Consider the following 20778-nt stretch of genomic DNA (forward strand, 5'->3'; position numbering starts at 1 on the left):
GTCAAAAGTCAATGCGTGGATGCGGGTCGGGGATATGAGTCCTTTTGATCACGCTGCGCGGGGGAGTGGGCGTGTTGCGACGCCAGGGGCTTTCTGCGATAGTGCCGGCCCGACAGCGCGCGTACACAGTGAGGAGAGAGCGTTAAATGTCCATTGGTATCTGGCAAATCGTCATCATCGCGGTGGTGGTCGTGCTGTTGTTCGGTCGCGGCAAGATCTCGGAGCTCATGGGCGATGTCGCCAAGGGCATCAAGAGCTTCAAGAAGGGCCTCAACGAGCCTGACGACGATACGACGGCCGATGCGTCTTCCAAGACCATCGAGCACAAGTCCGGCGACACCGTTTCGATGAACAAGGCCGAGGACCAGAGCAAGGCGGGCTGAGCCCCGCTTTGTGATCGGTTGAGACCGGCAGGTCCTTTAGAAACGGCAGGCATCCATGTTCGATATCGGCTGGACCGAGCTTCTGGTCATCGCAATGGTGGCCATTCTCGTCGTGGGTCCGAAAGACCTGCCGCGCATGCTGCGCACGTTCGGCCAGACGGTCGGCAAGCTTCGCCGCATGGCCAACGAGTTTCAGGGGCAGTTCAACGACGCCCTGAAGGAAGCCGAGCGTCAGGCAGATGTCGCCGATCTGAAGAAGACCGTCGACGACATCAACAAGGCTTCGCCGCTTGCCGATCTGAAGGAGGACGTGAAGCAGCTCAACCCGCTGAACGCCTTCGACGACGATGACGACGAGGCGGGCGTGACCACTTTCCGCACACCGCCGGAAACGCCGAAGCCGGCGGCCGACAGTGCCGCTGACAAGACGGCGACGGATACCGCTTCCAAGCCGGCGGAGACAGAATTGCCGACGCCGACGGTTGCCGACGCCGCTTCCGATACCGCTGATATCAAGGTTGCCGCGCCCGCGGCGGACAAGGCCGAAGCCGCATCGCCGGCCGGGGATGAGGCCAAGGCATGAGCAGCGAAGACGATATCGAATCCTCGAAGGCTCCGCTGATCGAGCATCTGATCGAACTTCGCCAGCGCCTGTTCTGGTCGGTGATTGCGCTGGCGATCGCCTTCGTCGCGTGCTTCATCGTCGCCGACACGATCTTCAATATTCTCGTCGTTCCCTATGAGCGGGCAGCCGGCGCCGAGCGCCATATCGAGCTGATCTACACCGCGCCGCAGGAATATTTCTTCACCCAGCTGAAGCTCGCTCTGTTCGGCGCGTTGTTCCTGGCCTTCCCGGTGATCGCCTCGCAGATCTACATGTTCGTCGCGCCCGGCCTCTACAAGCACGAGCGTAGCGCGTTCCTGCCATATCTGATCGCGACGCCGCTTCTGTTCATGGCAGGCGCGGCGCTGGTCTATTTCGTTATTATGCCGCTCGCCATGCAGTTCTTCCTCGGCATGGAACAGACCGGTGGCGATGGCAAGGCCGTGATTCGACACCTGCCGAGGGTGTCGGAATATCTCGGGCTGATCATGACGCTGCTGTTTGCCTTCGGCCTGGTGTTCCAGCTGCCGGTTGTGCTGACGCTTCTGGCGCGGGCCGGATTGACGGATTCCGAAGGGCTGAAGAAGAAGCGCAAATACGCCATCGTGATGACGTTTGCCGCCGCGGCCATTCTGACGCCCCCCGATCCGATCAGCCAGATCGGGCTTGCGATCCCAACCCTGCTTCTCTACGAATTCTCCATCCTGGCCGTCCGGATGGTCGAGCGCCGCCGCGCCGAGGCGGAAGCCGAAGCAGAAGCAGAAGCAGAAGCAGAAGCAGAAGCCAATTCGGGTCCGTAACCGGACCCTGCTTCCCGTTCCGTCTTCGTTTGACGTCTGTCGTCCAGTGCAGTCGCGTAACCACCGCGACTGTGCCGTCATGAATTGCAATCTGTCGGAACGGCTCTCCGCATTCATCGGTGGGTGGTTCCGTAGCGAAGGATCGGTGGAGCGGAACTCCGCCAAATGAGCGCAAATGTTCGATATCAAGTGGATTCGCGAAAACCCCGAGACCTTTGACGCCGGCCTTGCCAAGCGGGGCATGGCGCCGCTTTCGGCCGAGGTGCTGACACTCGACGAGGCGCGCCGCGCCCATGTCCAGAAACTGCAGGAGGCGCAGGAACGCCGAAATGCGGCCTCCAAGGAGATCGGCAAGGCGAAGGGCTCCGGCGACAACGAGCGCGCCCAGGCGCTGATCGACGAGGTCGCCGAGATCAAGGCCTTCATCCAGGGCGGGGAAGACGAGGAGCGCCGTCTCAACGCCGCGCTCGACGAGCGGCTTGCCGCGATCCCGAACCTGCCGCTCGATGAAGTGCCGGTCGGTCCCGACGAGAGCGCGAATGTCGAGCACCACAAGCACGGCACCGTGCCCGTGTTCGATTTCGAGCCGAAGCAGCATTTCGAGCTCGGCGAGGGCCTTGGCCTGATGGATTTCGAGATCGCGGCCAAGATCGCCGGCTCGCGCTTCGTCGTGCTGAAAAGCGGTATCGCCCGGATGCACCGCGCGCTCGCCCAGTTCATGCTCGACCTGCAGACGCTGGAGAACGGCTACACCGAAATCGTTCCGCCGCTGCTGGTGCGCGACGATGCCGCCTACGGTACCGCGCAGTTGCCGAAATTCGCCGAGGATCTGTTTCAGACCACCGATGGGCGCTGGCTCATTCCGACCGCGGAAGTACCGCTGACCAATCTGGCGCGCGAGACCATTTTCGACGAATCTGAACTTCCGATCCGCGTGACGGCGCTGACCCCGTGCTTCCGTTCCGAGGCGGGCTCCGCCGGGCGCGACGTGCGCGGCATGCTGCGTCAGCACCAGTTCGACAAGGTCGAGATGGTGTCGATCACCCGAGCCGAGGACTCCGTCGGCGAACTCGACCGCATGGTCGGCTGCGCCGAGGAGGTGCTGAAGCGCCTCGGCCTGCATTACCGGGTTGTGACGCTGTGCACCGGCGACATGGGCTTTGCCTCGCGCAAGACCTACGACATCGAGGTCTGGCTGCCGGGCCAGAACACCTATCGCGAGATTTCGAGCTGCTCGGTCTGCGGTGACTTTCAGGCCCGCCGCATGAGCGCGCGCTATCGTCCGGCCGAAGGCAAGGGCGTGAATTACGTGCACACCTTGAACGGCTCGGGCATCGCGGTTGGCCGTGCGCTGATCGCCGTGATGGAAAACTACCAGAACGCCGACGGCTCGATCACCGTGCCGGATGCGCTGAAGCCCTATATGGCCGGCGTCGAGCGGATTGAACGAGGTTGACGGACGGACCCATGCGCATTCTCATCACCAATGACGATGGCATCAACGCGCCGGGCCTCGGCGTCATGGAGCGCATCGCCGCGAAACTGTCCGATGACGTCTGGGTCGTCGCGCCTGAAACCGACCAGAGCGGGCTGTCGCACTCGCTGACGCTGAGCGATCCGTTGCGCCTGCGCCACCTCTCGGAACGGCGCTTCGCGCTGCGCGGCACGCCGACCGATTGCGTCATCATGGGCGTGCGCGAAGTGCTCGCCGAAAAGCGCCCGGACCTCATTCTTTCCGGCGTCAATTCCGGTCAGAACGTCGCCGACGACATCACCTATTCGGGCACAGTTGCCGGTGCCATGGAAGGGACCATGCTCGGCATTCCCTCGATCGCGCTGAGCCAGGCCTACGACTGGGACGGCGAGCGGGTGGTGCCCTGGGGGATCGCCGAGGAGCACGGGCCGGAGGTTATCCGACAGGTTCTCGCCTCGGGGCTTGAGCGCGGCGTTCTCGTCAACGTCAATTTCCCCAACGTCAGCGTCGGCGGCGTCAAAGGCGCGGAAGTGACCGACCAGGGACGGCTGACCCACGGCCTGTTCGTCGACGAGCGTCGTGATGGGCGCGGCTTCCCCTACTACTGGCTCGCCTACCGCCGCCAGCCGATGGAAAACCGCTCCGGCACCGATCTCGTCGCGCTGCAGGAGGGCCGGATCTCCATCACGCCCTTGCGGCTCGATCTCACCGCCTATGATATGAAGGAACGTCTTGGCCGGACGTTCGGCTGATCGGGCCGGTCCGGCACTGTAGGGCAGAGGCGGGTTGACCCCATGACGGACAATTCGGATCGCTATCCAATCGGTGAGGTTACCGAGCAGGACCGCGTTCGGCTGGCGGCACTCATTCTGCAATTGCGCTCGCAAGGTATCCGAGATCATCGGGTGCTGTCGGCGATCGAGCAGATCCCGCGGCGATTGTTCCTCGACGCGGAAAACCACGATCTCGCCTATATCGACCGGGCGCTGCCGATCGACTGCGGCCAGACCATTTCCGCGCCGTCCATCGTCGCACAGATGACAGAGGCACTTGGTCTTGAGGCGCATCACCGGGTGCTGGAGATCGGTACGGGCTCCGGTTATCAGACGGCGGTGCTCGCCAAGCTGGTCGAGCATGTCTACTCGATCGAGCGGTTCAAGACGTTGCGGGAACTCGCCGCCCAGCGGCTCGCCACGCTGCGTATCGACAATGTCACCCTGGTGCACGGCGACGGTTTCGAGGGTTTGCCCGACAAGGCGCCGTTCGACCGCATCATCGTTACCGCCGCCGCGCCTGAAGTGCCCGAGACGCTGGTCATGCAGCTGGTCAGCCGCGGCATCATGGTGCTGCCGGTCGGTTCGCCGGGAGGAGTTCAGCGGCTGTTGCGGGTGATCCGGCGCGGCTCCCATTTTGACGCCGAGGAGCTTTGTCTGGTGCGCTTCGTGCCGATGATCCCCGGCGTTGCCGCGCGCATGTAACCGCCTCACGGCGAAAAAGCACTTGCTGGCAAAGTCACGCACTCACAATGGCTTGAACGGCATTCGCCGCAATCCCGCCTGAGATATGAGCGGTTTTCCGCAACCGCAGGGCTGCGCTTAAACCTTTATCAACGTTACCGGCGTTTAATCACGTTGATGTTTCAGTTCGACGTGAGTAGGCCGATGTTTGGGTCAAAAAAGATTGAGCGGTCGCGGGTGCTTTCCCAGGTGGCCTTTGTCGCGCTTATCGCCGGCATGGGGGCTGGTTGCAGCAATGACATGTCCCGCTTTGCCGACGACATTCTGACCGGCTCGACATCCAACCAGAAGCGGATTGTTTCGAGCCAGCCGAAGACCAGCCCGACCTACGACGAGGTCATCACCGGCTCGGTCAAACCGGCGTCGACGCCGGCTGCGCCTGCAGCGCCCACGGCTTCGGTCTCCCGTTCATCGTTGCCGCCCGTCGCGAGCCCGTCCGCGCCGACGACACCCGCGCCTTCGGGCATGAATTCGTCGATCTCGATCTACAATCCGCCGTCGCTGCCGCCTGAGCCAGTGACGTCGTCTGTCCCGTCGGCGCCCGCCGCACCGGTCGCTGCCGCGTCGCCCGCTGCCTCCTCGAAGGGCGGTTGGTCGTCGACCGGCGGAACCATGGTTGTCGCCCGCCAGGGCGAGAGCGTTTCGACCATGTCGCGCCGCTATGGCGTTCCGGCCAGCGCGATCGCCTCGGCCAATCCGGGCCTCAACGAACGTACGCAGCTTGTCGCCGGCCAGCAGGTGCTGATTCCGACCTACGTACAGGGTGCGACGTCCTACGCCAATGCTCCGGCACGTAGCACGCCCACCCAGCAGCCCGATATGATCACCACCGGTTCTGTCGGTGGCGCCTCGGCCGCGCCGCGCCCGCTCGCCAAGCCGGGTGCCGTGCGCACCGCAACTCCGATCCAGCCGTCGTCCACGGTGGCCTCCGCCGGTGGCTATCACACAGTCCAGTCGGGCGAGAGCCTGTCCGGTATCGCCGCCCGTTACGGCCTGTCGAGCCGCGACCTCCAGGCAGCCAACGGCATTGAGGATCGCAACGCAATCCGCATCGGCCAACGTTTGCGCATTCCGGCCGCCGGCTCCACGTCGGTCGCTTCGTCCGCCGCGACATCACAGCCGATGCCGCCCGCAATCACGGAAAACGCCAGCACGACGAAACCGACCGTGGTCGCCAGCCTGCCGCCGCGCAAACCTGCTCCGCCGAAAGCGGAAGCGACTCCGGCAGCGACCCAGCGTGTTGCCGCGCTCGATCCCGATCCGGTCACGACCGGCAGTGTGCGCGCCACCGCCAGCGACGACAGCGATAGCGGGTCGATGGCGACCGGTTCGCAGGCCGCGAAGGGCGGTCCGTCCTTCCGCTGGCCGGTCCGCGGCCGCGTCATTTCCGGCTTCGGCGACAAGCCGAACGGCGAACGCAATGACGGTATCAATCTGGCCGTGCCGGAAGGCACATCGGTCAAGGCCGCCGAAGATGGCGTCGTCATCTATTCGGGCAATGAGCTGAAGGGCTACGGCAATCTGGTTCTGGTCCGCCACTCCGGCGGCTGGGTGACTGCCTACGGTCACAACAGCGAACTGATCGTGCGCCGTGGCGATACGGTCCGCCGTGGCGAAATCATCGCCCGTGCCGGCGCCACCGGTACGGTATCGCAGCCTCAGGTGCACTTCGAACTGCGCCAGGGTTCGCGCCCGGTCGACCCGCAGCCTTATCTGGCCGGAAGCTGATCACGGACATCGGTCAGCCCAGTTAGACCCCGCGAAACGAGCTGATCGAGAAGGCGGGGCGGCTCACTCGCCAAGCGAGGAACCGAGCCGCCCCGCAATCTCTTGTACGAACTGCCAGGCCACACGGCCCGAACGGGAGCCGCGCGTGGTCGCCCATTCGAGCGCCTCGGCACGAAGCGCATCGTCTTCGATCGGCAGTTTGAAATGCTCGACATAGCCGCGCACCATGGCGAGATATTCGTCCTGGCTGCAGCGGTGGAAACCGATCCACAGCCCGAAACGATCCGACAACGACACTTTCTCCTCGACCGCTTCGCCCGGATTGATCGCGGTCGAGCGTTCGTTCTCCATCATGTCGCGCGGCAACAGGTGGCGCCGGTTCGAGGTGGCGTAGAAGATCACATTCGTCGGCCGGCCCTCGATACCGCCCTCCAGAACCGCCTTGAGCGACTTGTACGACGTGTCGTCGCCGTCAAACGAGAGGTCGTCGCAGAAGACGATGAAGCGGAACGGCGCCTCGCGCAGGACCGTCATCAACTCGGGCAGAGTGTCGATGTCCTCGCGGTGAATTTCGATCAGCTTCAGCGGCGCGCTGCCGGTCTCGGCGGCAAGTTGCGCGTTGACGGTTGCCTGAGCGGCCTTGATCAGCGACGACTTGCCCATGCCGCGCGCGCCCCACAGGAGCGCATTGTTGGCCGGCAGGCCGCGCGCGAAGCGATCCGTGTTGGTCAAGAGCGTATCGCGGTTGCGCTCGATGCCCTTGAGCAGCGTCATCTCGACCCGGTTGACCTTGAGCACCGGCTGGAAGCGCAGCGGGGAGGGGTGCCAGACGAAGGCGTCGGCAGCCTCGAAATCGATCGACGCGGGTGCCGGCGGCACGGCGCGCTCGAAAAGGGCGAGCATCCGGTCGAGCCTGTCGAGAATTGCGGTGCGGGTTTTCTTTTTCAATGCGTTGTTCCCTCGGGTCCCGGCGTCCGCTTCGCTGACGGACTTGCGGTGCTCGCTCTAACATATGCCGAGAAAGGCGCAAAACGCCGATTGCGTCTTGGCTTGCAAAGCCCTACATGGCCGTTATAGTCCGCGCGACTTTCGTTGCACCGGTCACGGACGTTTGCCGCAACAGGCGGAAAGCGTCTCCGGTCATATCAAGGAACAACCCAGGGAGCGGTTCATGTTCGTGACACCGGCTTTTGCGCAGGGCGCGGGGGCACAGCCCGGCGGCGACCTTCTGCTGAGCATTCTGCCTTTCGTCCTGATCTTCGTGATCATGTATTTCCTCATCATCCGTCCGCAGCGCCAGCGCGCCAAGGAACATCAGGCGATGGTGAACGCGCTGCGCCGTGGTGATACGGTGGTGACCGGCGGCGGCCTCATTGGCAAGGTGTCGAAGGTCGTCGACGATCAGGAAGTCCTGCTGGAAGTTGCCGAAGGCGTGAAGATCCGCATCGTGCGCAGCATGATTTCCGAAGTCCGGTCGAAGGGCGAGCCCGCCAACGACTGACCTGCTTATCGCTGCCGCTACGTGAGCGGCGGCCAAAAGGCGCTGAGACCGTACGAGCATGCTCTATTTCGCCCGCTGGAAGATCATTCTTATCGTGCTCGTCGCCGTGGTCGGTTTCCTGACGACGGCGCCGAACTTCTTTTCCAAGGATACGGTCAACAGCTGGCCGGACTGGCTGCCGGGCCGGCAGCTGGTGCTCGGCCTCGACCTGCAGGGCGGTGCCTATCTGCTCTATCAGGTCGACCGCGAGAACTTCGCCGAAAAACGCCTTGAGACGCTGGTCGGCGACATCCGCTCGGCACTGCGCGAAAAGCCGCGTATCGGCTACACCGGCCTCGGTATCCAGGGCGATGCGGTTCAGGTCCGCATCCGCGACGTCGAGCGTCTCGATGAAGCCCGCAAGCGACTGGCGCCGCTGCGCAATACGTTGGTTTCGGCGCTGTTCGGCGGCGATCCGGTAGACGAGTTCGAGTTTGAGGTCGACGACAACGGCCTTGCTCGCTTCAACTTCACCGACGAGGGCTTCTCGAACCGGGTGCGCGGCATCGTCTCCCAGTCGATCGAAGTCATCCGCCGCCGTATCGACGAACTCGGCACCACCGAACCGAGTATCCAGCGTCAGGGCGATGATCGAATCCTGGTCGAGGCGCCGGGCGAGCAGAACCCGCAGCGGCTGAAGGACATCATCGGCCAGACCGCGCAGCTCACCTTCCACATGGTCGATGTGACCATCGAGCCGGAACAGGCGATCGACGCAGGTGCGCCTCCGGGCCGTAGCGTGATGTATTCGACCGACGATCCGCCGCGGCCCTACGTAGTCGAAAGCGCGCCGCTCCTGACCGGTGACGAACTGGTCGATGCGCAGACGAGCTTCGATCCGCAGACCAACGAACCGGTCGTCACTTTCCGCTTCAACACCTCGGGCGCGCGCAAGTTCGGTCTGGTCACCCAGCAAAATGTCGGCCGGCCGTTTGCCATCGTGCTCGACGACGAGGTGATCTCGGCGCCGGTCATCCGCGAACCGATCCTCGGTGGCTCGGGCCAGATTTCCGGCAACTTCACCGTTGAAGGTGCCAACGACCTCGCCGTGCTGCTGCGCGCCGGTGCGTTGCCGGCCCGTCTGACCGTCATCGAGGAACGCACCATCGGTCCGGGCCTTGGTTCGGACTCGGTCGCGGCCGGTGAAATCGCCGCGATCATCGGCCTTGTCGCCGTCGTCGCCTTCATGCTGCTGGCCTACGGGCTGTTCGGCGTTTTTGCCAACATCGCGCTGATGATCAACATCACGCTGATCATCGGCACGCTGTCGCTGCTCGGCGCGACGCTGACGCTTCCGGGCATCGCCGGTATCGTGCTCACGGTGGGTATGGCCGTCGACTCCAACGTGCTGATCTACGAACGCATACGCGAGGAATCGCGGCAGGGGCGCTCGGCGATCAATGCCATCGATGCCGGTTTCTCGCGGGCGCTCTGTACCATTCTCGACGCCAACATCACCACGCTGATTGCCGCGATCATCCTGTTCCAGCTCGGCTCCGGCCCGATCCGCGGCTTCGCCGTGACGCTGGCCATCGGTATCGCGACTACGGTGTTCTCGGCCTTCACTTTCACCCGCTTGCTGGTTGCCCAGTGGGTGCGCATGCGCCGCCCGACAGCGGTTCCGCTCTAGGGCGCGGCGGAGACATCGAGGAAATAACCATGTGGCATCTCCGTCTCATTCCCGACGATACGCGTATCCCGTTCATGCGGTTGCGCGGCATCGGTTACATCCTGATCGTGATCACGGTGATCGGATCGATCGCGGCGTTCTTCACCTTCAATCTCAACTACGGCATCGACTTCCAGGGCGGTACGCTGATCGAGATTCAGACCAAGGACGGACCGGCCGATATCGGTGCGATCCGTACCCGGCTTGGTGAGCTCAATCTCGGCGATGTCCAGGTACAGCAATTCGGTGAACCCGACACGGTTCTGATCCGAGTCGAACGCCAGGAGGGCGGCGAGGAGGCGCAACAGCGTGTTGTCTTCCTGGTGCGCCAGACCCTTGGCGAGGCTGTCGATTACCGCCGTACCGAGGTCGTCGGTCCGCGCGTCTCGGGCGAATTGGCACAGGCCGGCACCATTGCCGTTGCCGTCTCGCTGTTTGCCGTGCTGATCTATATCTGGTTCCGTTTCGAATGGCAGTTCGCCGTCGGCGCCGTGCTGACGACACTGCACGACGTCATCCTGACGATCGGCATGTTCGCGGTCGTCCAGCTCGAATTCAGCCTGGCCAGTATCGCGGCGATCCTGACCATCGTCGGCTATTCGCTCAACGACACCGTGGTCGTCTACGACCGCGTGCGAGAGAATTTGCGACGATACAAGAAGATGGATCTCGGGGAACTCCTCGACCTGTCGATCAACAATACCCTGTCGCGCACCGTGCTGACCTCGTTGACGACGTTGATCGCGCTGTTCTCGCTCTACATCTTCGGTGGCGAGGTGCTGCGTCCGTTCACCTTCGCCATGATCTGGGGCGTGGTCGTCGGTACCTATTCCTCGATCTTCGTCGCCGCGCCGACACTGATCTATCTCGGACTGCGCACCAAGCATCGCCGCGAGCCCGACGATGCCGGCGGCGAAGCGACCGGGGAATCGGCCTGACAGCCATGACAGATCAGCCAAAGGGCCTGGTCGTACGGGATGCGCATTTCCCGGGACGGGCACCGCTGGACGCCTATGGCGACGGTGGCTTCCGCTTTGCCGACATGTCGCATCGAGGTTCGCTGCTCTGTCTGCCATCGGGTATCTACGGCTGGGATGTGACGACGCTGGAAGCGATGGCGCCGGGCGCGTTCGACCGCGTCGTTGCCGAGGCGGCGGCGATCGAAGTCCTGTTCATTGGCACCGGAGACGATCTCGCGCCGCCGCCCGAGGCAGTGCGGAGATTCCTGCGTGAGAACGATGTGCGCATGGAGTTCATGGCAACGGGGGCTGCCGTGCGAACCTTCAACGTTCTGCTCGGCGACGCGCGCGCCGTCGCCGGTGCATTTCTTGCTGTGGACTAGTCGGCCGCTTGCTCTACATCAGTGAGCGAAAACGACGCCGCAACAAGCGGCGCGGGGATTTGAAGACGGTTTGGGGATTGCGCCCCGGGGACAGCACCGCAGAACGATGGACACGGCCTACGCCTATTGCCTTGATTTGGTTCGCACACGCGATCGCGACCGGTTCATCGCCGGCCTGTTCGCGCCGGCCGAGTTCCGTCCGCATCTCTTTGCGCTTTACGCCTTCAATCAGGAAATCATCCGTATTCGCGACATGGTGTCGGATGCGCTGCCCGGCGAAATCCGCCTGCAATGGTGGCACGACGCCATCGGCGGTACCGAGCATGGCGATGTGCGCGCCAACCCGATTGCCGCCGCGCTGCTCGACACCATCGAGCGTTTCGGCCTGTCGCGCACCGCGTTCCACGATCTGATCGAGGCACGGTCGTTCGATTTCTACGACGATCCGATGCCAAGCGTCACCGATCTTGAATGCTATGCCGGCGAGACATCGTCGGCGCTGATCGCGCTCGGCGCTCACATCCTCGGAGGCGAGTGCAATCCGTCGGTCGTTGAGGTCGCCGCCCATGCCGGCATGGCACGCGCCTACACGGACATCCTGGTCGCCTTTCCGTACCACGCCCGCCGCCATCAGCTCTATCTGCCCGGCGACGTGCTGGAGCGCCATGGCGTCGAAAGCGCCGAGGTATTTGCCGGCAAGACGACTCCAGGGATCGCGGCGGCCCTCGCCGAACTGCGCGGCGAAGCGCGTCGCCATCTCGACAAGACCCGCGCCCTGATCGGCTGCGTACCGCCACAGATCGCGCCGGTCTTCCTCGAGGTCAGCCTCGTCGAGCGCTATCTGAAACGGATGGAGAAGTCGGGTTACGATCCGTTCGGAACCAGACTTGTCCTGTCGCCTCTGGCACGCCAATGGACGCTATGGAAGGCGGCACGCGCGGCAACCCGCTGCGGCTGCTGAGCGCCCCGCACTTCCTGCCTATTGGCCGCTGAGCCATTCCTCGATATCGGCAAGCGCCCGTGTGCACACCGCGAGTTTCTTGGCGCGGGCCTTCTCCTTGCCGCGGAAGCGCTTCACGCCCTCCGGTTTGACGATCTCGACCGGTGGGAACAGACCGAAATTGACGTTCATCGGCTGGAACGAGCGCGGGCCGCCATCAGCCTCGGCGTTGATATGGCCACCGGTGATATGGCCGAGAATGGCACCGAAGGCCGTTGTGGCCGGCGGCGCGCTGATTTCCCGGCCGAGCCGCTCAGCGGCCGCAAAACGTCCGGCCATCAAGCCGACGGCGGCCGATTCCACATAGCCCTCGCAGCCGGTGATCTGACCGGCAAAGCGCAGCCGCGGTTGGCTCTTCAGCCGCAGCATGGTGTCGAGCAGCTTTGGCGAGTTCAGGAAGGTGTTGCGGTGGAGGCCGCCGAGGCGGGCGAATTCGGCGTTCTCCAGCCCCGGGATCATGCGGAACACGTCGGTCTGGCCACCGTATTTCAGCTTCGTCTGGAAACCGACCATGTTGTAGAGCGTGCCTAGCGCGTTGTCCTGGCGCAGTTGAACCACCGCGTAGGGCTTGATATCGGGCTGGTGCGGATTGGTCAGCCCGACCGGCTTCATAGGCCCGTGGCGCAGCGTTTCGCGGCCGCGTTCGGCCATCACCTCGATCGGCAGACAGCCGTCGAAATAGGGCGTGTCCTTCTCCCAGTCGCGGAACTCGGTCTTGTCGCCAGTAACCAGCGCGTCGATGAAGGCCTCGTACTGCTCCTGGTCGAGCGGACAGTTGATGTAGTCCGCGCCCGTGCCGCTCGGGCCCGGCTTGTCGTAGCGCGACTGGAACCACGCCTTGTCCATGTCGACGCTGTCAAAATGCACGATCGGTGCGATCGCGTCGAAAAAGGCGAGTTCGTCTTCGCCGGTTTCGTCCCGGATCGCTTCGGCAAGGGCAGGGGCCGTCAGCGGCCCCGTCGCGATGATGACCGACGACCAGTCGGCAGGCGGCAGGCCGGCGATTTCTTCGCGCTCGATCGTGACCAGCGGGTGGTCCGCGAGTGCTTGGGTGACCGCTTGCGAAAAGCCGTCGCGATCGACCGCGAGCGCACTGCCGGCCGGAACCGCATGGGCGTCGCCTGCGCGCATGATCAGCGATCCGGCCCGGCGCATTTCCTCGTGCAACAGGCCTACCGCGTTGGCCGACGCGTCGTCGGAGCGGAACGAGTTCGAGCAGACCAGTTCAGCAAGCCCGTCGGTCTTGTGCGCCTCGGTCGCGCGCACGCCGCGCATCTCGTGCAGGACGACGGGAACGCCGGCCTCGGCGATCTGCCAGGCGGCTTCGGAACCGGCGAGGCCGCCGCCGATCACATGAACCGGCTCGGGGAGGGTGATGGTGTCATCTGTCATGGCCTTCCTCTAGACCAAGCGGTGCGGGCGGGGAAAGGTTATTGCGCGAAAACGCCAGATTTTTCGCGGTTGCCGCGCGAATTCCGGCGCCCTTCACGGAAGCGTTGGTTTGCTCGTTGGCGGGAATCCACTAGTTTCTCGAAGACTGTATCGATTCGGGACAATTTAATGCGGCTTCCCACGATCATTGTCGCACTGGCGACGTCCGTCCTTGCCGCCGGCTGTGCCGGGCAGAGCAGCGGCAAGGCGAAAGCCTGGTATGCGACCCATGGCGCCGCCGAACCGACCCACACCCGCGTCGTGATCTGTCACGGTTTCGGCTGTTATTGGCGCACCCCGTTTCAATACTCTGACAAAGACCTCACAAAAATTCGCCGCATGCTGGCCGGTGGAGGACGCTCGCCGAAAGCGGAACGCGCGGCCATGGCCAAGGCCGTCGCCTGGGCCGAAAAGCGCGTCGCCCCGATTGTCGGTTCGGCCAACGATATCGGCGGTTTCGATGCTTCCGGCGCGGGCGTGCGCGGTCAGATGGACTGCATCGACGAGGCGACCAACACGACGAGTCTGTTGAAGCTTGCCGAGAAACGCGGATGGCTCAAGCACCATCGCGTCACGACGCCGGTGGCGCGTGGTTTTTTCCTCGACGGGCGCTACCCGCACGCCACCGCGGTGGTGGTCGAAAAGACGACCGGCACGGCCTATGCAATCGATTCCTGGCCCCGCGCCAATGGCCATAGTCCTGACGTAATGGCCCTCGATGACTGGTTCGCGTCGCGTTCCAGCAGCTAGCCGATAGCGGAACAGTGTTTTGCACGGCCGGCGGCCTGCCGCCGGGCTCTGCCAGCGTGACGTGACGTTCCGCCGGCAGCCGGCAACCTGTCGCGGGCGCGAGAAAGCGGTTGTCACGGCGTTTGAAAAAGTTATTTTCCCTCCACCGCTGCCGCTTCATCGATTTAGGCAGCTAAGGATCAAAAACAGGTAGTTCAGCAGCAAATGTCGCGCGACATAACCATATCGCTCGATGCCATGGGCGGAGACGACGGGCCGGAGATGGTTATCCCCGGTGCCGAGCTGGCGCTACAGCGCCGGCCCAACATCCGGTTCGTCCTGTTTGGCGACGAGGCGGTCGTCGGTCCTATCCTCGCGCGCTACCCGGCCGTTGCCGCGGCCTCGACCTTCCATCACTGCGAAGTCGCGGTTCAGATGGATGAAAAACCGAGCCAGGCGCTGCGCAAAGGCCGCTACAAATCGAGCATGTGGCGCGCCATCGACGCGGTGAAGACCGGCGAGGCACAGCTTTGCGTGTCGGCCGGCAACACCGGCGCACTGATGGCCATGGCGAAATTCTGCCTGCGCACGATGGCCGGTATCGAACGCCCGGCGATCGCCGCCGTCTGGCCGACGCTGCGCGGAGAATCGATCGTTCTCGACGTTGGCGCCACCATCGGCGCGGATGCCCAGCAGTTGATCGATTTCGCCACCATGGGCGGGGCCATGGCGCGCGCGCTGTTCGAAATCGAGCGCCCTTCCGTCGGCTTGCTCAATATCGGCGTTGAAGAGGTCAAGGGCCTCGAGGAAATCCGCAATGCCGGCGCGATCCTGAAGGAATTCGATCTGCCGTCGATCCGCTACGCAGGATTCGTCGAGGGCACCGATCTTGGTCGCGGCACCGTCGATGTCGTCGTCACCGAGGGCTTTACCGGCAATATCGCGTTGAAGGCCGCCGAAGGCACGGCGCGCCAGATCGCGGAATACCTGCGTTCGGCCATGAAACGCACGCTGATGGCCCGGATCGGCTATCTGTTTGCCAAGTCCGCCTTCGACCGGCTGCGCGCAAAAATGGATCCGCGCGCCTCGAATGGCGGCGTTTTCCTTGGCCTCAACGGCCTTGTGGTCAAGAGCCACGGCGGCACCGACGCATCGGGATTCGCCAGCGCCATCGAAAACGGCTACCACATGGTCGACAATCGGCTTCAGGAGAAGATCGAGGCCGATCTCGCCCACTATCGTCGCGGCAAATTTTCCGCCGCCACTGAGGAAAGTGACTCGTGAGCCTTACCCGATCCGTCGTCCGCGGTTGCGGCAGCTATTTGCCCGAAAAGGTTCTCACCAACGCCGAACTGGCGGAAATGGTGGATACGTCGAACGAGTGGATCATCCAGCGCACCGGGATCGAGCAGCGCCACATCGCCGCCAAGGGTGAGGTGACGTCGGACCTAGCGCTTGCCGCTGCCCGCCGCGCGCTCGAACACGCCAATATGCGCGCCGAGGACATCGACCTCATAGTGCTCGCGACCTCGACGCCGGACAACACGTTCCCGGCAACGGCCGTCACGGTTCAGGCCGGTCTCGGCATCACCGAAGGCGCGGCGTTCGACGTGCAGGCGGTCTGTTCCGGCTTCGTCTTTGCTTTGGCGACCGCTGATTCCTACATTCGTTCCGGCATGGCGCGCCATGTGCTCGTCATCGGCGCGGAGACCTTCTCGCGCATCCTCGACTGGGAAGACCGCACCACCTGCGTGCTGTTTGGCGATGGTGCCGGCGCCGTGGTGCTCGCCGCCGAGGAAGAAGCTGAAGGTGGCCGTGGCGTGAAGTCCTGTCACCTGCGTTCTGACGGCCGTCACAAGGAAAAACTCTATGTCGACGGCGGACCGTCCTCGACGCAGACCGTCGGACACCTGCGCATGCAGGGCAAGGAAGTGTTCCGTCATGCCGTCGGCATGATCACCGACGTGATCGAGGCCGCGTTCGAGAAGAACGGCGTTACAGCCGACGATCTCGACTGGTTCGTGCCGCATCAGGCCAATCGTCGCATCATCGATGCCAGTGCCAAGAAGTTGAACATCGCGCCGGAGAAGGTGGTGACCACGGTGCAGTGGCACGGCAACACGTCCGCCGCGTCGATTCCCCTGGCGCTGGACCTGGCCGTTCGCGACGGCCGCATCAAGCGCGGTGATCTCGTCCTTCTGGAAGCCATGGGCGGCGGCTTCACCTGGGGCTCCGCGCTCGTCCGCTGGTAGTTCCCGCGCGATTTCGACGATATTTCGAGCGAATGTTCTCCGAATAGGCCTGTCTACGGAGTTGACCCGGTCAGGTCGACGGAATAGCTTATTCGGAAAAAGGGGAATTGGTTGTTTTCCGCCAACTTACGGCGATTTTTTTAGAGGTGAGTGATGGGAGGAAGGACAGTCACGCGGGCGGACTTGTGTGAGGCCGTCTATCAGAAAGTTGGACTCTCCCGCACGGAGTCGGCGGAGTTGGTGGAATCGGTGCTTGCCGATATTTCCGACTGCCTGGTTTCCGGGGAGCCCGTCAAACTTTCGTCATTCGGGTCCTTTCTAGTTCGCTCGAAAGGGGAGCGCATCGGGCGCAACCCGAAAACCGGCGAGGAAGTTCCGATTTCTCCGCGCAGGGTTCTGGTCTTCAAGCCGAGCAATGTGCTCAAGCAGAAGATCAACGAGTCGCTGCTCGGTTCGGATTCGAACGACGCCTGACATCGATACGCTAAAGCCAAGTTGTAAGGACCGTGGATAGCAAGAGCCCGGATGCATTTCGCACGATCAGCGAAGTGGCGGATGACCTTGATCTGCCGCAGCACGTGTTGCGTTTTTGGGAAACCCGGTTTTCACAGATCAAGCCGATGAAACGCGGCGGCGGCCGCCGCTACTATCGGCCGGACGACGTCGAGTTGCTGCGCGGCATCCGTCACCTGCTTTACGGCGAGGGCTACACCATCAAGGGCGTTCAGCGGATCCTGCGCGAGCAGGGCGTGCGTTTCGTCATGGATGCGCCCACCGCCGAAGAAGACACCGGTGTGGACGCCCGACCGGCGCCGCCGGAAGCCGTGGCGCCGAAACAGGCGCCGATGCCTGCCGGTAAACCGGCTTCTCCAGGCCAGACAGGCCGCCTTAGCCAGGCCATGCACGCGGTGGAAGACACCGAGGATTCGGACGTGGTCGATACCCGCTCGCATCCGCCTGCTGCCGAACCGGTGCAGACGAAACCGGCGGCCCCGGTTCAAAGGACGGCCGCAAAAGCCGCTCCCGCTCACGCGCCGCTGACCGGTCCGGTTCCCCATGATGACGACGTTGACGCCTTCCGCCCGGAGGGCAAGGAACGCCCGCCGCTCTACGTACCGGCACCCGACGAACCGCTGCCGCGCGACGTTCGGCCGGACGACGATGGCGATTCGCAGGGCAAGCGCGCTTTCCGCCTGATGGATCGTTTGCGTGGTGATCGGGGCGAGCCGCAGGGTCCGACTTCGTTGTCGCGCGATGAGGTGCGCCGGCTGCAGGCAACGTTGTTCGAACTCCTCGAATGCAAGCGGCTGCTCGATCAGGCCCGTTAGCAGCGGTCGCCGCATCCGGCACACCCTGTTTTCGCTATCTTTTTTTCGCGCAAGGCCACCTTTGCGGATAATCGTGCGGAGGGTGGTTTCGGTGATTGCGTCACCATGGTGCACTCTCTATATTGCCGCCCAAGTCGGAGCGTGGCGCAGCCTGGTAGCGCACTTGCATGGGGCGCAAGGGGTCGTGGGTTCAAATCCCGCCGCTCCGACCATCTTCCTCAAATTCTTGCATCCTGAACGGGCCTGCTTTGCGCCGCATTTTTCCGCGCGCCGGATCGACGGTCACGGCCATGCCCGGCTGCGATATGGATGGAGAGCGGCGAGGGGTTGCCTCGCCGCCTTTTTCGTTACCAGGCCTGAACCGTCGGGCCGACCGTCAGTTCGCTGACGTTTGTGTCCGCCGGCTGTTCGATTGCGAAAGCCACGACATTCGCGATCCGGTCCGGCGTGATGCCGACCTGTTCGTAGAGCGCCGCCATGCCTTCGGCAGTTCCCTTGTCGCTGATCGTGTTCAGCAGCTCGGTGTTGATCGCTGCCGGGTAGATCGTTGCCGTGCGGATGTTCGTGCCTTCCATCGCGGATTCCATCCGCAACACTTCCATGAAATCGCGCACGAACCACTTGGTACCGCCATAGACAGCGGCGGCCGGATAGGCCTTCAGCCCGGCAACCGAGGACGTCGCGATCACCTGGCCCGATTTCTGCGCGATGAACTCGGGCAGCACCGCGGCCACGCCATTCAGCACGCCCTTGATGTTGATGTCGACCATCTCGTGCCAGTCGTCGGTTTTCAGCGCCGAGAGCGGAGCGCTCGGCATGATGCCGGCATTGAGGAAGATAACGTCGACCTTGCCGTAGGTGTCTTTCGCGAGTTTCACGATGGCGTCGTTGTCGGCCTGCTTGGTGACGTCGAGCACCTGATAGACGGCTTCGCCACCGGCTGCGCGAATTTCCTCGGCGAGCGCCTTCAGCTTGTTTTCGCGCCGCGCGCCAAGCACGACCTTCGCGCCCTTTTCAGCCAGCAGCTTCGCGCTGGCTTCGCCAATGCCCGACGATGCACCGGTGATGATGATGACTTTGTCTTTCATGGTCTTCGGTCCTTGCTTGTCTGAGTTGGGAGAGTTGTTCGGCGTGCCTCACGCGATCCGCGTCACGCTGAAGGGAAAGGTTCCGCGAACGAGGAGGGGCTCGATGCCGCCCTCGATGCGCCCGATCCGGATCAGGCCGCGCGAATAGCGGTAGGGCGCGTAGAAAAAGACGAGGTTGCCCCATGGCGCGTAAGTGCAGACGTCGCCGACGGCTTCGTCGGTGAACGGGGCAGCGCCTTCCTCGGTGAGCTTGCGGGGCAGGTAGGCGATCTTCTCGTTGCTGGCATAGTCCTCGATCGTGAGATCTAGCGGCAACAGCGAGACCAGATCGCGCGCCGCCGGCGTATCGAAAAGGCCGACGGTGAATCCCTGATCGGCGAATTGGCATTTGAGACGCACGGGACCCTCACCGGCCTTTGCCTGTACGGCGCGGATCATCGGTGCGGAAGCGACGGCTCCCGCCACGAAGGCGCGCCGTGTCAGCGCTGAGCGCTTATCCGAGGTAGTCGGCATCGTTCAAATGCTCCATCCATGTCACCACGCTGCCGTCGACCGCTTCCTGGATGGCGATGTGGGTCATCGCGACGTCCGGGCCGGCGCCATGCCAGTGCTTTTCGTCTGCGGCGATCCAGACCACGTCACCGGGCAGGATTTCCTCGACCGGGCCGTCTTCGCGCTGAACCCGGCCGCTGCCGGCCGTGACGATCAGCGTCTGCCCGGCCGGGTGGCTGTGCCAGGCGGTGCGCGCACCGGGCTCGAAGGAGACGGCGGCACCGCTCGCGGTGCCCGGCAGCTCGGCCTGGAACAGCGGATCGATCCGCACGGTGCCGGTGAACCAGTCGTCCGGCCCCTTGGTTGAGGGGTTTGCGCCCGCTCGGGTGATTTTCATGATCGGTCTCCGGCCTTTCGTTTCTCTGCGTCACTATATGGGAGGCGAAGACTTATGGATTAGACGGAAAAGATCGCTTAGACTTATCGAAGAGAGACATGAATAGAGCCGCCATGCCGCAGACTGATTTCAATGACCTGATCTGGTTCCTGGCCGTCGCCGAGGAAGGAAACTTCACCCGCGCAGCCGCCAAACTGGGCGTCGTCCAGTCGACGTTGAGCCACCGGATCAAGCGGTTGGAAACCCGGATGGGAATACGGCTCTTGTCGCGAACCACGCGGTCGGTTTCGACCACCGAGGCCGGCGAACGCCTGCGTCGCGCTCTGGCGCCCCGAATGAACGAAATTGAGGAAGAGCTCGCGTCCCTGATGGAGCTGCGCGACAAGCCGGCCGGCTTGGTGCGGATCACGCTGTCGCACCATGCGCTCACCGAACTGATCTGGCCGAAGCTGCGGCCGGTCCTACGCGACTACCCGGATATCAGGCTGGAGCTGAGCGTTGACGGCGGATTTCGCGATATCGTCGAGGACGGGTTCGACGCGGGTATCCGGCTCGGCGAAAGCGTGGAGCAGGACATGATCGCGCTGCGGGTCGGACCCGACTGGCGGCTGGTCGCCGTGGCTGCACCCGCCTATCTCGCGAGCCGCCCGCGGCCGGAACACCCGCAGGACCTCCTTGCCCATGACTGCATCAACCGGCGTCTGGTGACGGCGGGTGGGCTTTATGCCTGGGAATTCGAAAAGGACGGCAAGGAACTGCGCGTACGCGTCGAGGGGCGTCTCACGCTCAACGACGAGGCAACCATGGTCGAAGCCGCGCTCGAGGGCGTCGGCATCGCCTATGTTCCCGAGGATATGGTCGATGAACACATCAAGGGCGGCCGGCTCGTCCCGATGCTCGAAGACTGGTCACCGCGTTTTTCGGGATATCACATCTATTATCCGAGCCGGCATCAGAACCTGCCGGCCTTCAAGACCGTAGTGAACGCACTACGGCATTGAAGG

Annotated in this window: 23 protein-coding genes and 1 tRNA gene; 19 read left to right on the forward strand and 5 right to left on the reverse strand. The window is 63.6% G+C overall.

What is annotated here, in order from left to right; all coding sequences use genetic code 11:
* The first annotated feature begins 146 nt into the window (after positions 1–146).
* From C0606_01840 to C0606_01870, 7 genes are all read left to right on the forward strand, one after another.
* Positions 147–383 carry a twin-arginine translocase TatA/TatE family subunit gene (locus C0606_01840; protein ID PLX39297.1) on the forward strand — a complete coding sequence of 79 codons (237 nt, stop codon included), beginning with the start codon at positions 147–149 and terminating at the stop codon, positions 381–383.
* Positions 384–438: 55 nt separating this feature from the next.
* A complete protein-coding gene (gene tatB / locus C0606_01845; protein ID PLX39298.1) occupies positions 439–966 on the forward strand; it encodes a twin-arginine translocase subunit TatB in 528 nt (175 codons plus the stop codon).
* The gene (gene tatC / locus C0606_01850) at positions 963–1787 is read left to right on the forward strand and encodes a twin-arginine translocase subunit TatC (GenBank protein PLX39299.1); all 825 of its coding nucleotides are present in this window, start codon (positions 963–965) and stop codon (positions 1785–1787) included. Before tatB ends, tatC begins: the two co-directional genes overlap by 4 nt.
* Positions 1788–1962: 175 nt before the next feature.
* Positions 1963–3243, forward strand: coding sequence for a serine--tRNA ligase (locus C0606_01855; GenBank protein PLX39300.1), 1281 nt, complete (start codon positions 1963–1965; stop codon positions 3241–3243).
* Between the two features lie 11 nt (positions 3244–3254).
* The gene (locus tag C0606_01860; protein PLX39301.1) at positions 3255–4013 is read left to right on the forward strand and encodes a 5'/3'-nucleotidase SurE; all 759 of its coding nucleotides are present in this window, start codon (positions 3255–3257) and stop codon (positions 4011–4013) included.
* Between the two features lie 42 nt (positions 4014–4055).
* Positions 4056–4739, forward strand: a complete 684-nt coding sequence (locus tag C0606_01865) for a protein-L-isoaspartate O-methyltransferase (protein ID PLX39302.1) — start codon at positions 4056–4058, stop codon at positions 4737–4739.
* Between the two features lie 156 nt (positions 4740–4895).
* On the forward strand, positions 4896–6506 hold the full coding sequence (locus C0606_01870; protein PLX39303.1) for a peptidase M23: 1611 nt from the start codon (positions 4896–4898) through the stop codon (positions 6504–6506).
* Positions 6507–6569: 63 nt separating this feature from the next.
* On the opposite strand, the gene C0606_01875 is transcribed toward C0606_01870, so the two are convergent.
* A complete protein-coding gene (locus C0606_01875; GenBank protein PLX39656.1) occupies positions 6570–7409 on the reverse strand; it encodes an AAA family ATPase in 840 nt (279 codons plus the stop codon).
* 268 nt (positions 7410–7677) lie between these two features.
* Here C0606_01875 and yajC point away from each other — a divergent pair, with 268 nt between their 5' ends.
* From yajC to C0606_01900, 5 genes are all read left to right on the forward strand, one after another.
* Entirely contained in the window at positions 7678–8007 is a 330-nt protein-coding gene (yajC, locus tag C0606_01880; GenBank protein ID PLX39304.1) for a preprotein translocase subunit YajC, read from the forward strand.
* A 58-nt stretch (positions 8008–8065) separates the two neighbouring features.
* Positions 8066–9676: a protein translocase subunit SecD gene (gene secD, locus C0606_01885; GenBank protein PLX39305.1), complete on the forward strand. Its 1611-nt coding sequence runs from the start codon at positions 8066–8068 to the stop codon at positions 9674–9676.
* 29 nt (positions 9677–9705) lie between these two features.
* On the forward strand, positions 9706–10653 hold the full coding sequence (gene secF, locus C0606_01890) for a protein translocase subunit SecF (GenBank protein PLX39306.1): 948 nt from the start codon (positions 9706–9708) through the stop codon (positions 10651–10653).
* Between the two features lie 5 nt (positions 10654–10658).
* On the forward strand, positions 10659–11057 hold the full coding sequence (locus tag C0606_01895; GenBank protein ID PLX39307.1) for a hypothetical protein: 399 nt from the start codon (positions 10659–10661) through the stop codon (positions 11055–11057).
* 106 nt (positions 11058–11163) lie between these two features.
* Complete coding sequence (locus C0606_01900; GenBank protein ID PLX39308.1) at positions 11164–12018, forward strand: phytoene/squalene synthase family protein; 855 nt, start codon at positions 11164–11166, stop codon at positions 12016–12018.
* Between the two features lie 18 nt (positions 12019–12036).
* Here the strand turns inward: C0606_01900 and C0606_01905 are convergent, their stop codons facing one another.
* Positions 12037–13449 (reverse strand): methylenetetrahydrofolate--tRNA-(uracil(54)-C(5))-methyltransferase (FADH(2)-oxidizing) TrmFO, encoded by a 1413-nt coding sequence (locus C0606_01905; protein PLX39309.1) that lies wholly within the window; start codon positions 13447–13449, stop codon positions 12037–12039.
* A gap of 168 nt (positions 13450–13617) precedes the next feature.
* Here C0606_01905 and C0606_01910 point away from each other — a divergent pair, with 168 nt between their 5' ends.
* The 6 genes from C0606_01910 to C0606_01935 all read left to right on the forward strand — a co-directional run bounded on the left by C0606_01910 (position 13618) and on the right by C0606_01935 (position 18009).
* Complete coding sequence (locus tag C0606_01910) at positions 13618–14238, forward strand: hypothetical protein (protein PLX39310.1); 621 nt, start codon at positions 13618–13620, stop codon at positions 14236–14238.
* 204 nt (positions 14239–14442) lie between these two features.
* Positions 14443–15501 carry a phosphate acyltransferase PlsX gene (locus tag C0606_01915; protein PLX39311.1) on the forward strand — a complete coding sequence of 353 codons (1059 nt, stop codon included), beginning with the start codon at positions 14443–14445 and terminating at the stop codon, positions 15499–15501.
* Positions 15498–16469: a 3-oxoacyl-ACP synthase gene (locus tag C0606_01920; protein ID PLX39312.1), complete on the forward strand. Its 972-nt coding sequence runs from the start codon at positions 15498–15500 to the stop codon at positions 16467–16469. The genes C0606_01915 and C0606_01920 overlap by 4 nt, the downstream gene beginning before the upstream one ends.
* Before the next feature lie 153 nt (positions 16470–16622).
* Positions 16623–16943, forward strand: coding sequence for an integration host factor subunit alpha (locus C0606_01925; protein ID PLX39313.1), 321 nt, complete (start codon positions 16623–16625; stop codon positions 16941–16943).
* 32 nt (positions 16944–16975) lie between these two features.
* Positions 16976–17797 (forward strand): MerR family transcriptional regulator, encoded by an 822-nt coding sequence (locus C0606_01930; GenBank protein PLX39314.1) that lies wholly within the window; start codon positions 16976–16978, stop codon positions 17795–17797.
* A 135-nt stretch (positions 17798–17932) separates the two neighbouring features.
* A tRNA-Pro gene (locus C0606_01935) sits at positions 17933–18009 on the forward strand.
* Between the two features lie 135 nt (positions 18010–18144).
* Here C0606_01935 and C0606_01940 read toward each other — a convergent pair.
* The 3 genes from C0606_01940 to C0606_01950 all read right to left on the reverse strand — a co-directional run bounded on the left by C0606_01940 (position 18145) and on the right by C0606_01950 (position 19774).
* Positions 18145–18885 (reverse strand): oxidoreductase, encoded by a 741-nt coding sequence (locus C0606_01940; GenBank protein ID PLX39315.1) that lies wholly within the window; start codon positions 18883–18885, stop codon positions 18145–18147.
* 48 nt (positions 18886–18933) lie between these two features.
* Positions 18934–19284, reverse strand: coding sequence for an MFS transporter (locus tag C0606_01945; GenBank protein ID PLX39657.1), 351 nt, complete (start codon positions 19282–19284; stop codon positions 18934–18936).
* A 94-nt stretch (positions 19285–19378) separates the two neighbouring features.
* Positions 19379–19774 (reverse strand): cupin domain-containing protein, encoded by a 396-nt coding sequence (locus C0606_01950; protein PLX39316.1) that lies wholly within the window; start codon positions 19772–19774, stop codon positions 19379–19381.
* Between the two features lie 113 nt (positions 19775–19887).
* On the opposite strand from C0606_01950, the gene C0606_01955 reads away from it, so the two are divergent.
* On the forward strand, positions 19888–20775 hold the full coding sequence (locus C0606_01955) for a LysR family transcriptional regulator (GenBank protein PLX39317.1): 888 nt from the start codon (positions 19888–19890) through the stop codon (positions 20773–20775).
* Positions 20776–20778 lie beyond the last annotated feature (3 nt).

Source organism: Hyphomicrobiales bacterium, from assembly GCA_002869065.1.
In the GTDB taxonomy this organism is placed as follows: domain Bacteria; phylum Pseudomonadota; class Alphaproteobacteria; order Rhizobiales; family Rhodobiaceae; genus Rhodobium.